This window comes from Clostridium weizhouense, from assembly GCF_019431045.1.
Classification (GTDB): domain Bacteria; phylum Bacillota; class Clostridia; order Clostridiales; family Clostridiaceae; genus Clostridium; species Clostridium weizhouense.
The window spans coordinates 25767-38570 of the sequence record NZ_JAHXPT010000016.1 but is presented as its reverse complement, the minus strand read 5'-3'; the positions used below and the strand labels follow the sequence as shown (position 1 = coordinate 38570).

The window sequence follows — 12804 nt, the reverse complement described above, 5'->3', positions numbered from 1 at the left end:
TCACCATCCAAAATAAATAGTTATCTTTAATATACCTCCTTCTTACATTTTTATTAGTTTATATTAATTAATTTTTTTATTAAAAATTCTAGCAATATGAATAGTTAAGTATAATTTTTCTTCATTAGAAATTATATAGTTATATTTTTTATAAATAAACTCAGTAATTTTATTTACACATTTATATGATTCTTTATATTTTTCTTTAATAATACTAAGCAAACTATCATCATTTTCATCATCAAATGTCTTTTTAGTTATAAGTCTTTGTGCAAAAAACTTTATATGAGTTATAAACCTATAAAAATAAACAGATTCTTCGTCAAAAGTAATGTTTAAACAATACTTAACTATATTTAATATCTCTTGCATTACCTTTGTTATGTCATATACATTATCAATAGTTTCATCCATTAAACTATTGACAATATGTAGAGCTATAAATCCAGCCTCATCTTCAATCAATTCCACATTCAGATTGTCTGAAATCATTTTCAAAGCTTCTAAACCAACTGCAAATTCATCTTTATAAAACCTTTTTATATCCCACAGCAAAACATTCTTCATATCTATACCTTCTAAATGTCTCTCTACTGCTGTTCGTATATGATCACTTAAGGAAAGAATTAAATTATCATTTAATCTTTTTCCTAATCGCAGCTTAGCATATTTGATAATTTCATCACTAAGTTCAACGTACTCTAAAGGAAAATCTTTTAACAATTCTTGTAACTTATTAGTCATATTTTTATCTGATAAAGAAAATACCTTATCAACTATATTTTCATCGACATTATCTCCTACACGTTTTTTGAATGCAATACCTCTTCCCATGACAACTTGTTCTTCTTCATTTTCATTTAATATTACAATAACATTGTTATTTAATATTTTGTGAATAATCATAAAACACCTCCTTAGTAAAAAAACCTACACAATAATAATTATAATATAATTTATACTTATACTATAATTGATATTGTGTAGGTTTAGCTTGCTCAAACAATAACTATCCTCTTACTATTTATATTCTTATAATACCATATGCAAAACTAAATTGCAAAGGGTTTCTTATTAAGTGGTGGATTAGATAGTTCGCTAGTATGTTCAGTTGCTCAAAAATTATACCCTAAAAAGAAATTAAATAAATATAACATGGAAAAATGCCTTTTAAGACATGCATTTCTAAAGTGCCTTTTATTTTTTATCTATTACTTAATCCATGCACCAGAAGAATTAAGATACCATCCATTTATCCATGTATCATGTGCCATTGTACCATCTTCACTATAGAAGTAATACCAAATTCCATCAATGTTTTGCCAACCTTTTTTCATCATTCCTACTATACCTTCACTTGAACTTGTATTAAAGTAATACCAAGAACCATTATTTTTTTGCCAGCCTGTTTTCATAATACCAATACTACTGCTACTACTTTCATCTAAATAATAATAAGCATCTCCACCAAGATTTATAAAACCAGTTGCCATTTGACCATTTCCATAGAAGTAATACCAACTTCCATTATTATAAAACCATCCGATTTGCATATATCCTTCTTCTTTTCCTGTCTTACCATTTAAATTAAAATAGTACCAAGATCCATCCACTTTATACCAGCCTGTAACTAGATTACCCATGTTATTTCCAACTGTAGGATCTAAATAATAAAATGAGTTATTACCTAAGTTTATAAATCCAATTGCCATTTGGCCATTTCCATAAAAATAATATCTCTTTCCATCCAAATCCATCCAACCAGTTTGTAAGTTTCCACTTGAATTTACATAATACCTATCATTTCCTCTATAATTCCATCCTGAAGTAAAATCTGAGGTATCACTAGATATTTCATTTCCATTATTTGAAGCTCCTAAAATAACTTTTGTATTTGGATTAAATGCTTTGTCTCCTATTTTTACTCCACTGTTTGGAATATAAATAGTATCGTTACTTGGTTTACAACCTCCAAATGCACTGATTCCTATTTCTTTCACTGTAGATGGAATAGTAATCTTACTTAAATTATAACATCCTAAAAAAGCACCACTCCCTATCTTTTTTACACCCTCTGGAATCACAACGCTTGTTATATTTTCATAATTACCATATCGATATCGCCTAGAACCACCTATATCAATTACAGTAAAAGCACTATCTGCTATAGTTGTTACATTAGATGGAATCACAATATCACCAACTGCATCTTTACCATCTATTAAAATACCATTTACAATTACAAGTGGATTTGAATTTCTTTTATTAGTAAGCCATGAAGTATTTTCAAAAGCACCTACATCTATTTCAGTTATACTTGATGGAATTTTAATATTTCTCAAGCTTGTACATCCAAAAAAAGCCAAATCCCCAATATGTTTTACTGAGTCTGGAATTTTTACACTAGTAATCTCTGTAGATTCTCTTAATCCATTTTCTTCTATTCCTGATACAGTATGTCCTTCAATTTCTTTCGGAATCTCTACTTCTCCACTTAAGTTATCATTTTGCCAAATAGATATTGTTCCATCAGAACATTCTTTATAGGACCATTTAATATCATTTTCATCTACACCTGTTTTTCCTGTACCATTTTTTTGTTCTGCTACTATATCTGTGGTAGAATTACTTCTAGCCCATACCACACTAGAGTCTACAAAACTCATACTAAGGGCCACAATCAATAAACTTACCAAATATTTTTTACGTTTTAACATTGTTGTTCCTCCCAAATTTTATTAGTATTATACAAAACATTATAATTCTATTAATTTTCTTATTAACTACAATTCTACATTAGGATTTAAATATTGTTTTCTTTCTTTTGTCTTGCCTTTATAGTCAATCGCCTTCTTTGGACAACTTTGAATGCATGCTACACATAATTCACAATGATGATTCCAACTTGGTTTACCATCAATCATTGTAATATTATTTACTGGACATCTTCTTGCACATAGACCACATCCAATGCAATTATCATCTACCGTATAATATTTATCTGCTTCATGAAATTCATTAATATATTTATAAAAGTAATTACAACATAAACGATCTATAATCGCATGACTTTTTTCAATTTTGTATTCTTTTTTACCATTTACATATTCAGAAATATAAATAATTTTATTTGCTTCTTTTGCAAATAGCTTTTCTTGAACTTTTTCACTTTTTGCACCATAACCCAAAATATAGTTACCAGGCATATTAATTAAGAACCCTGCTGACAATTTCAATCCATTATCTTTTAAGATATCTTGACACTGATCAAGTGCTTTACCGGGAAGTCCTCCATAATTTGCAATAGCATAAATATATGTTTCATTTGAGACATATAATTTTTTTAAAAAATCACAAATAATTAGTGGTAATCCCCAATTATACACTGGAAAAACAATTCCAAGTGTACTTCCATCTATTTTTTCTCCAGTATATTCTGAAATCTTATGAATTTTACATTCACTAATCTTTGCACTCAAATCATTAGCAATCTGTAAGCTATTACCAGTTCCTGTGAAATAATATATCTTATTCATATTATACCTCCAAATAATTCTCTATTACTTTTTACTAATCTGAATAGAATCAACGCCTGCTAATATGTAAATATCTTCGTATATGAAATTATACTTTTAAAAAGTATCAGCTTTATCTATATATTCTTTTAAAATTCCACATGTATGATTAAATTGTGATTCTTCTTTTTCAGTTAAGTTTATTTCAACAATTTCTTCTACTCCATTTTTACCTAATATAACAGGTACACTTGCAAAAACATTTTCTTGACCATATTCTCCTTCTAATAATGTAGATGCAGGAAGTATTCTCTTTTCATCATGAAATATTGCTTTAACTATTTCGCTTAAACCTACACCTATTCCAAACTCTGTACATCCCTTTCCTGCTATTATCTCATATGCTGCATTTGCAGTTCTATGTGTTAACTCATCTAAATCAAGTTTTCCATAAGTTTCTGGTTTTTCTTTCATTAAATCAAATAATGATTTTCCGCCAAAATATACATGTGACCATGGAACCATTTGTGAATCTCCATGTTCCCCCATACAATATGCTTGTATAGATTTTTGATCTATTCCTGTTTCATCTGATAGTATTCTTCTAAGTCTTGATGAATCTAGAGTTGTCCCAGTTCCAAACACTTTATTTTTAGAGAAGCCTGTTTTCTTCCATATATAATGAGTTATTACATCTACTGGATTTGATATAACTATAAATATACCATCAAATCCTGATTCTAATATTGGATCTATTATAGTATCAACTTCTTTTATTGTTCCTTCTAAATAATCTAAACGTGATTTATTATCATGTGGTGGAATTCCAAGGCTTACTACTATAATATCTGCATCTTTACAATCTTTAAAAGTTCCTTTTTTACTTTTTACATAATGAGGTAAATATGAAACTGTATCACTTAAATCAACTGCTTCTGCATTTGCCTTTTTGTCTACTTTATCAATCATTATAATTTCATCACATATACCTTGTATTGCTAATGAAAAAGCACAATGTGAACCTACATTTCCGCTCCCTACTATTACTATTTTTCTAGTTTTTATACTCATTTTTAATTCCTCCCTATAAATGTACACATATAAATCTTTAATTCTCACCATTAATATTATGTAATATATTTGTACCATTATTAGATATAATATATCATACATAATATAGATTTCCAATTTTTTATAAATTTCTAGAAATTAAAACACCCTGCAACAACACTTATATTAGTATTGTTGCAGGGTTTATGATTAAAGGCGAATTGTCACCTTTAAAATTCACTATTCATTAATGTTTTACTACTATACTCTAGTATCAAAAGATATCTTCTAATTATTTTATACAATTAATCCAACAATAGTTGCTGTTAATACACTTACTAATGTTGCACCATATAATAATTTTAGACCAAAACGTGCAACCACATTTGCTTGTTCTTCATGAAGTCCTCTTACTGCTCCTGAAAGAATTCCAATTGAAGAGAAATTAGCAAAAGAAACTAAGAATGTAGATACAATAGCCGTTGATCTTGGTGATAAATGTATAGTTCCACTTGCTAATAAATTCATTGCAACAAATTCATTAGATACTAATTTAGTTGCCATTACACTTGCAGCATGTATTGATTCATTTAATGGTACACCCATTAAAAACGCAAATGGAGAGAATACATATCCAAGTGCATCTTGGAAACTGATCCCAAAAATCATTTTAGATAATGTATTAATCATAGTAATTATTGCTACGAATCCAACTAACATAGCACCAACTATAACAGCTACTTTAAATCCATCCATAATATATTCACCAAGAAGTTCAAAAAATGCTTGTTTCTTTTCTTCTTGAACTATTAAAATATCTTCTTCTTCTGTTACAGTATATGGATTTATAACTGATGCTATAATCAATCCACCAAATAAATTTAAGACAATTGCTGTTACAACATATTTAGGTTCTAAAAGAACCATATAAGAACCAACTATAGACATAGATACTGTTGACATAGCTGATGCACAAAGAGTATATAATCTATGTTTTGGTAATAAACCAAGTTGTTTTTTTACTGAAATAAATACTTCAGATTGACCTAAAATAGCTGACGCTACTGAATTATAAGATTCTAATTTTCCCATACCACTGATTTTACTTAAAACTAATCCTATATATTTCACTATAACAGGAAGTATTTTTAAATACTGTAAAATACCAATTAAAGCTGAAATAAAAACTATTGGTAAAAGAACACTGATAAAAAATGAAAATTGATTATCATTAACTAATCCACCAAATGCAAAATTTACTCCTTCTCCAGCAAATTTAAGTAGCACTTCAAATACATGTGCTATACCACCTACTAAATAACTTCCTACTTCAGTATTTAGTAATATAAAACCAAGTATAAATTGTAAGATAAGCATTGTAATGATAGGTTTATATTTTACATTTTTCTTATCACTACTTCCAATCCACGCAAGTCCAAAAACAACAATTAATCCGATAATTCCAATAATATATTTCATTTTTACTCTCCTTTTTTAGTACAATAAGGTAACTAATTTCACAATTTTTTATTATATATTCCCATTGAACATTTGTAAAGAATTAATTGAAATTTTGTTCATATAGAATTTTAATATTAATTTTGAATATAAAAAAGCATTCTTTTGTAATTGCTTATATTAAAACAATTACAAAAGAATGCTTTTATGTTAAAACTCTATTTAAAAAAATATTTATTTTTACTTTTCTCTATGTTTTAAAATAATTTAACTAAAGTTTATTTTAGAGCTTTTAAGTGAGAGTCAAAAATTTTATATTTTGTCCCTTGAACTTACTGGACAAATATACATAAGTCAAGTTTCCTATTTCATCTATTGTCCATGAGCTTTATACTACAATATCAATATTTACTTAAAACATAGTCTTACTGTTATTCTAAAAGTTGTTTAGCAGTATATTGATCAGTGATCAAAACATTAGCAATTTTTCCTTTTAATGCTCCTTTGATTGCTTCTACTTTATGTTCACCACCTGCAACCAAAATAGACTTTTCTTTTTCTTTAAGAGTATCCAATGATATAGCTATAGTACGCTCATCAATTTCTTTATCACAAATCTCACCATTTTCATCAAAAAAGTGTGAACAAATATCTCCAACACTTTTTTGTTTTAGAATCGTTTTTTCTTTTTCATTTAAATAACCTAACTGAAAAAGTAATGATTTATCTTCAACAATTCCAACCGTAAAAATAGCTATATTGGCTTGTATACCTATTTCCAGAGTACTTTTAATGTGGCTATCTTTTTCTACCATTTGTTTTATATTAGAATTATCAAAAATCACTGGTAATGGTAAATATCTTGGAACTGTTTGAAAATTTTTAGCAAGAATAGAAACTGTTTCAGTTGTGTATATACTTGCTTCTGAATGAATAATAGATCCTTGCAATTGAACTACTTCTATCCCTTTAACATTTTGAGGAGTAACTTTCTTTGCAACTTCATGAATTGTTCTTCCTGCACTTATTCCAATAACATCTCCACTTTTCACAGTTTCTTCTAAATATTTTGCTGCTTGTTGACTAACATATTCTATTATAGAAGCGTAATCATTCTTTGGTGAAAAAACAACTCTCACATCATTTAATTCATATTTTTCTTTTAATCTATATGCTAGCTTATCTAAATCAGCAAACGGATCAACTATGTTAATAGTAACATAACCTTTTTCTTTAGCATATTTAAGAAGCCTTGATATAGTTGATCTTGATATTCCAAGCTGTGATGCAATCTGCTGTTGGCTATAATCTGATTGATAATAAAGTCTTGCCACTTCTACACTCAATTCTTGTTTTGTATTATCCATAAAACTTTCACTTTCTCTCCTTATTACCATATATAAATACTATCTATAATTTAAAATACTTTTTAAATATCATTTTTAATTTTCAATAATAAATTATTACGTTCTTCTTTTTTTATTTCTTCTCTTTATAATACTGATTATATTCTGATCTAAAATTACAATGAGGACATTTAGCTGTAACGTTTAAATTAAATTGTTTTTCTTCTTTATTATAATAACCAATTACAGATATCGATTTCACAACCGCTAAAGAATTTACTCCATCAGTCCACCTAAATCCCTTATTACAAATATCACATACAACTTCATTTGTTAAATTTCCATCATTATCTTTTGCAGCAAATAATTCTTTAGTTATTTCTTTATTCTTCATATACAAACCCCTCTCATATAAATTCCCCTAAAAACTGTAAATCATATAGCTTTAAGAGCAAAGCATAACTTTTAAACTCCACCCCTATCAACATTATAATAAATATAGTTAATATATAAAAATCTTATTAGCATTTAAAACCTTGATTTGATATTTTAAATTTTTCTGCTAATTTAATAATATTAATTATATTATTAAACTTAATTGTATTCAATACAATTTTAATTCTCCTTAGCTCCAGGAAGAATTACTTTAAAGCTATGCTCACTTATTGAATTTATAAACTCAACTTTTCTTCTATTTTTAAACGCATTTACTATTCGTTTAAATCCTTGTCCATTATTTAAAAATCTTTTTTTATCATCTAAAGTTGTAAGCTTTTCATACAGCCATATATTTCTTTTATTATAATGAGTTCTTTCACTATTAATATTTTCATCTATAAGTTCTCCTGGGCTTGAAACTATAATATTGTCCTCTTCTATAAAAACTTCAATAATTCTATTTAAATCAAAATATTCTCTATAAAGAACAGCATTCTTTATAGCTTCTGTTATAGCTGTACATGGATAATCATTTTTAATTATTTCTGATATTTTCTTTTCTGCCTTATCTACCATATTTAAAAGATTACCTTGAATAATATAAACATCACCATAAACATTATTCAAGTTGTCTACAATTTTTATCATATTATTAGGAATGCAAAGATAATTATGATCTGAAAAAACAAGAAGTCCTCCATATGTGCATCTAAGTTCGCTTCCATCTCTTTCTTGTGATGCGATTCCTGATGAAATAAGTAAAAATTCTTTATTTTCATCATTAAGCTCAATTCCTTTATGACTAAAATATTTTTTTACAAGATTCATATTAAGCATTTCTATTCTACTATTAATAAGAGGACAGGTTTCAATTGTCAAACTCAAATTTTGTTCTAAAAGTGTTATAATTTCTTGTTTTCTCATAACATCAGTTGTTGAACCTCTTCTTATATAAAAAGCCCCATTTTCTCTAATCTGATAAGGCTTCTGTCCAACATCATAAATTGTTATTACTCCAATTCTTTTATATAGGAATAGGTAAGGCTTTGAAGTTATCTCTACCTTTTCCCCTCCTTCACACCGTACGTGAGAGTTTCCAACTCATACGGCGTTCCAACAATTTGAACTTTTCGTTTAATTAAATAACTGAATTTCCTACTAACTTTCTTAAAGAATTAACTTTTTTCAAACCTTTATTATCCAAATTTAAAACATTTAGATACTTAGCTATTGTATCCAAGTTTGCACTGTGTATGAGTTTGTGAATTTATGTTGTTAACCACACAAGATTCTTATATTTATCAGTACCACCTAGACTTTTGGGGATTTTGTGATGACACTCCATATTTCCAATTTGTAAGGCTTCGCCTGTAACGGCACATCTACCTCTTTGACCAGCTATTAATGAAATTTTATTATCATTAAATTCAACTGATTTTGCATCATATTGACTGTTCAACAGATATTGAATAACGTGAGTGTAGCCAAACAAATTATTATGAATAAATCTTCTACCTTTTCTTGTATAGTTGCATATATCTTGGCTAAAGCATAAAGCTACTTTAGTTTTGCAACCATAGATAGGAAACATTGTTATATCCCTAATAGTTATTTGTTTTCCATTATACCGTCCATAAAGTCTTTTATGTGTTTCGGATAACCGCGGTTTGCTACTAATTAAACTCCTTAATCTAATTTCCAAGGTTTTTCTTACTAAGAAATCTATCTCCGAAAACTCTATACTCACATGAGTGGCATATTTATAGTAATTATGAACACCTAATATCATTGAGTTGAGTTTTGATACTTCTTTAATCTTTTGTTTTCTCTGTATTATCTTAACTTGCTCTTTTAGTTTTGCAATAATATTTTGTTTTGCTTTTTTAGTAATTTTACTATTGCAAACATATTTCTTTCCTTTTAATTTTACCTTTAATCTGAATCCTAAAAATTCTGTGTAATTTCTCCTTAAATTTGTTATTTTAGATTTTTCATTACTAATATCTAAGCCTAAACGTTCCTTTAACCACTGTTTTACTGCATTGAATATCTTTATTGCTGATTTATAATCTCTACAAAATATTTTAAAGTCATCTGCATACCTTACAAGACACATTTCCTTTAGATTTGTAGTTTTTTGTGCTCTGTATCTATTATGCTCCTTATTATACATATATTTAGTTTCAAAGGTTTCCCATTGTGAACTAATCCACCAGTCAAGTTCATTTAAAACTACATTTGATAACAATGGACTTATTCTTCCGCCTTGAGGTGTTCCCTTTTCAGGTACACCGATTCCATCTATCTCCGATTTAAGTATTTTCTTTAATATGCTTAACAGATTCTTATCTCTAATTCCAATTTCCCATAGTTGTTTTTTTAGTTTACTATGATTTACATTATCAAAAAATCCTTTTATGTCAATGTCTACAACATAGTGAAGTTTTGCTCTATTCATCAAAAACATACATCGTGCAATTGCGTGAGATGTATTTCTATTTGGTCTAAAGCCATAACTATGTTTGTGGAATGTCGCTTCGCATATCGGTTCTAACACTTGCTTAATACATTGTTGTATTATTCTATCATCAATACAAGGAATTCCTAAAGGTCTTAATCTACCATCTTGCTTAGGTATTTCTTCTCTTCTAACACTTTTAGGTGTATAGTTAGAAAATTTATTTTGTATTAATTCTATAAATTCATCTTTTCTTAGACTTTTAAGATGTTCAATGTTTTTATTATCAGTTCCTACAGTTTTTGAGCCTTTATTATTTTTAATATTTCTATAAGCTAATAAAATATTACTTTCACTAGTTATATAATCCATTAAATTAACAAATTTATAATTATCACATGATTTTTGATATATTCAATCAAAGGTTTCTTGCATATCATAATACTCATTATTTCTTAGTAATTGTCTTTTCTCTAAGGTTAAGCTTTCCTCCAAGTCTACTAAATCCTCCTAGTACTAAGTACCTTCGGTTTCGTATCTCTTAGTCTTACTCGAACCTTGGATTATTCAGTATTTAATTATCAATGAACAAATTGTCTAGTGGCTATTGCTAGAACATCATTACAATATTCATCATAGCTTCATGCCACCACTCTCACTTGGATTAAGATAAGTTATACTTAAAAGTTTTCCTTATCACTACGTCTCCGACGGTAAAGTCTCAGTATTCCAAGCTTTCCTTGTTCCGATATTACTATCTATACATATACCCTTAGGTCGTTGGTATGAGCCTGTAAGCTTGATAGTGCCTGTAACACTATATGGATTTTCATATAGACAAATCTTACTAATCCACACTTACTACACTTATTTGTGTTATATTCATTTCTAAATATTTTATATTTAGACCCGTACATTCCCAACTTCGTCAGTTATTTTTAACATCCTAACCGTAGATATTTTAAGACTCTAGACCTATCACCACTCGACTGCCTCCAGTTCGCATTTCCTCAGCATTAACTGTTAGGATGGCTCTCAGTCGTTTTAACGAGCTTCTAACCTCTCAGTATTTACCTACCGAGACGCTAGTCGTACCTTTGAGAAGGCATTTCAAGGCGTTACCCTATCATTCTACCTTTCGTAATATCAGTTCTAATAACTTTGTAGGTTATTAGGCTAGTTTTGTAGTAAACCCTCGCTTACCTTTGTCTAGCAACAAGTCGCACTATCTATATAAACAAAATCAACCTTTAAAGGTATAGGTGGCTCACATCTTGAAGTTATAATCTGCTGAATCTGTTCTTCTTTAAACAAATCATCCTTTTTAATACCTATTATCTTCTTTGTCTTATCCTGTATTCCAACTATAATATATCCACGCCCATATCCAGTATTAGCAATTGCACATATATCCTTTGATAATTCTTTCTTTCCACTGTCAGTAACAAAATCAAGTTTTAATTTATAATCTAATTTTATTCCTTCTTCTTTCTTTAACAATGACATAAGTTTTCTTTTATCCATAAAATCCTCCACATAAATATTAGAATCCTAATAAGGCACCTTTATCAAAGTTATATCATTTTTCCTAAATTGCTTACTAATTCACCAATAGCTTCAACATATCTACTAACTATTCTATTCGCTATATCACTTACTAATTCTTCATTATAAATATGAGATGTTTTATTTCTATCTTCTAATAAATTAATCCATACTTGATCATCTGAAATTAAATTATTAACATATGCTTTTTTATAAATAGTTCTTGGAAATGAATTTTCTAATGTAACTCCTGAATATATTAAAAATTCTTTTAATGCTTTATGTGTTAACTCATAAGTAAATTCAAATCTTTGTATTAAACTGTCCCTTATGATTTCATTTTCACCATCATATAATTTACATACTTCTATTAATCTATCATAAGCTTTTTTTAAATTCATATATTTAAAATCTATGTTTCTCATATATAATCACACCATCCTTATTAATCTGTTCTTTGAAAAATTCATCCTTTATATTTTTCATATCAGAAAAATCAAATTCTAATAAAGTTCTAGTATTTAATTCAATATCCTCTATATACTCTCCTAAATCATTATCTGAATATATAGCTAAATCTATATCACTTTTTAATTTATTATCTCCTCTAGCTCTTGAGCCAAAAAGAACTACCTTTTCTATATAATCATATTTTTTACTTATATTTATTATTTCTTCTAATATATTTTTATCTAAATTCAAATTAATCACCTTTAATTTTAGTCTATGTTTTAAAACAGTGTTGATATTTTTAGTATAAACAAACTTTCTTAGTTTCAATGAAACTTGCTTTCAACTAATGGTTAGAAATTATTATCCAGGAGCGTGCTGCTATTATGAAATTACAGATACTAACTCTAGGATAAAACTTATTAAGTTAAAACATAGCGTAATTTTTTTACTATAATTATAACATAAGTAAATTATAAATCTATCTATGTATAAGTTTAAATAAATAAACCTATTCTTAATTCTATAAATATCAAAAATAATA

At 27.7% G+C, this 12804-nt stretch carries 11 protein-coding genes and 2 pseudogenes; 1 reads left to right on the top strand and 12 read right to left on the bottom strand.

All coding sequences use genetic code 11. The features are described from left to right. Window positions 1–63: 63 nt before the first annotated feature. Window positions 64–906 carry a BglG family transcription antiterminator LicT gene (licT, locus tag KYD98_RS16105; RefSeq protein WP_219781071.1) on the bottom strand — a complete coding sequence of 281 codons (843 nt, stop codon included), beginning with the start codon at window positions 904–906 and terminating at the stop codon, window positions 64–66. A 150-nt stretch (window positions 907–1056) separates the two neighbouring features. Here licT and KYD98_RS18525 point away from each other — a divergent pair, with 150 nt between their 5' ends. Then, window positions 1057–1293: an asparagine synthase-related protein gene (locus KYD98_RS18525; protein WP_219781099.1), complete on the top strand. Its 237-nt coding sequence runs from the start codon at window positions 1057–1059 to the stop codon at window positions 1291–1293. On the opposite strand, the gene KYD98_RS16095 is transcribed toward KYD98_RS18525, so the two are convergent. From KYD98_RS16095 to KYD98_RS16045, 11 genes and pseudogenes are all read right to left on the bottom strand, one after another. Then, entirely contained in the window at window positions 1212–2717 is a 1506-nt protein-coding gene (locus KYD98_RS16095; protein ID WP_219781070.1) for a leucine-rich repeat protein, read from the bottom strand. The two genes, KYD98_RS18525 and KYD98_RS16095, sit on opposite strands and share 82 nt — an antisense overlap. A 66-nt stretch (window positions 2718–2783) precedes the next feature. After that, window positions 2784–3536, bottom strand: a complete 753-nt coding sequence (locus KYD98_RS16090; RefSeq protein WP_219781069.1) for an EFR1 family ferrodoxin — start codon at window positions 3534–3536, stop codon at window positions 2784–2786. A gap of 96 nt (window positions 3537–3632) precedes the next feature. Further along, the gene (locus KYD98_RS16085; RefSeq protein WP_219781068.1) at window positions 3633–4586 is read right to left on the bottom strand and encodes an L-lactate dehydrogenase; all 954 of its coding nucleotides are present in this window, start codon (window positions 4584–4586) and stop codon (window positions 3633–3635) included. A 276-nt stretch (window positions 4587–4862) separates the two neighbouring features. Further along, window positions 4863–6044 carry a NupC/NupG family nucleoside CNT transporter gene (locus tag KYD98_RS16080; RefSeq protein ID WP_219781067.1) on the bottom strand — a complete coding sequence of 394 codons (1182 nt, stop codon included), beginning with the start codon at window positions 6042–6044 and terminating at the stop codon, window positions 4863–4865. A 410-nt stretch (window positions 6045–6454) separates the two neighbouring features. Next, complete coding sequence (gene deoR / locus KYD98_RS16075; RefSeq protein ID WP_219781066.1) at window positions 6455–7390, bottom strand: DNA-binding transcriptional repressor DeoR; 936 nt, start codon at window positions 7388–7390, stop codon at window positions 6455–6457. Window positions 7391–7502: 112 nt separating this feature from the next. Further along, window positions 7503–7763, bottom strand: coding sequence for a hypothetical protein (locus KYD98_RS16070; protein ID WP_219781065.1), 261 nt, complete (start codon window positions 7761–7763; stop codon window positions 7503–7505). Between the two features lie 221 nt (window positions 7764–7984). Next, window positions 7985–8833, bottom strand: a pseudogene (locus KYD98_RS16065) (AlbA family DNA-binding domain-containing protein); the annotation flags it as partial. Window positions 8834–9074: 241 nt separating this feature from the next. Then, the gene (ltrA, locus tag KYD98_RS16060; RefSeq protein WP_308462467.1) at window positions 9075–10637 is read right to left on the bottom strand and encodes a group II intron reverse transcriptase/maturase; all 1563 of its coding nucleotides are present in this window, start codon (window positions 10635–10637) and stop codon (window positions 9075–9077) included. Window positions 10638–11489: 852 nt separating this feature from the next. Further along, window positions 11490–11789, bottom strand: a pseudogene (locus KYD98_RS16055) (AlbA family DNA-binding domain-containing protein); the annotation flags it as partial. A gap of 50 nt (window positions 11790–11839) precedes the next feature. Then, window positions 11840–12235: an HI0074 family nucleotidyltransferase substrate-binding subunit gene (locus KYD98_RS16050; RefSeq protein ID WP_219781064.1), complete on the bottom strand. Its 396-nt coding sequence runs from the start codon at window positions 12233–12235 to the stop codon at window positions 11840–11842. Beyond that, window positions 12216–12521: a nucleotidyltransferase domain-containing protein gene (locus KYD98_RS16045; RefSeq protein ID WP_308462468.1), complete on the bottom strand. Its 306-nt coding sequence runs from the start codon at window positions 12519–12521 to the stop codon at window positions 12216–12218. Before KYD98_RS16045 ends, KYD98_RS16050 begins: the two co-directional genes overlap by 20 nt. Between the last annotated feature and the right edge of the window lie 283 nt (window positions 12522–12804).

Excerpts from the sequence above, each read along its gene's own strand:
- KYD98_RS16095 (WP_219781070.1), bottom strand. The coding sequence starts at position 2,717 with ATGTTAAAACGTAAAAAATATTTGGTAAGTTTATTGATTGTGGCCCTT.
- KYD98_RS16050 (WP_219781064.1), bottom strand. The coding sequence starts at position 12,235 with ATGAGAAACATAGATTTTAAATATATGAATTTAAAAAAAGCTTATGAT.
- KYD98_RS16085 (WP_219781068.1), bottom strand. The coding sequence starts at position 4,586 with ATGAGTATAAAAACTAGAAAAATAGTAATAGTAGGGAGCGGAAATGTA.
- deoR (WP_219781066.1), bottom strand. The coding sequence starts at position 7,390 with ATGGATAATACAAAACAAGAATTGAGTGTAGAAGTGGCAAGACTTTAT.
- KYD98_RS16070 (WP_219781065.1), bottom strand. The coding sequence starts at position 7,763 with ATGAAGAATAAAGAAATAACTAAAGAATTATTTGCTGCAAAAGATAAT.
- ltrA (WP_308462467.1), bottom strand. The coding sequence starts at position 10,637 with ATGGATTATATAACTAGTGAAAGTAATATTTTATTAGCTTATAGAAAT.
- KYD98_RS16080 (WP_219781067.1), bottom strand. The coding sequence starts at position 6,044 with ATGAAATATATTATTGGAATTATCGGATTAATTGTTGTTTTTGGACTT.
- KYD98_RS16090 (WP_219781069.1), bottom strand. The coding sequence starts at position 3,536 with ATGAATAAGATATATTATTTCACAGGAACTGGTAATAGCTTACAGATT.
- licT (WP_219781071.1), bottom strand. The coding sequence starts at position 906 with ATGATTATTCACAAAATATTAAATAACAATGTTATTGTAATATTAAAT.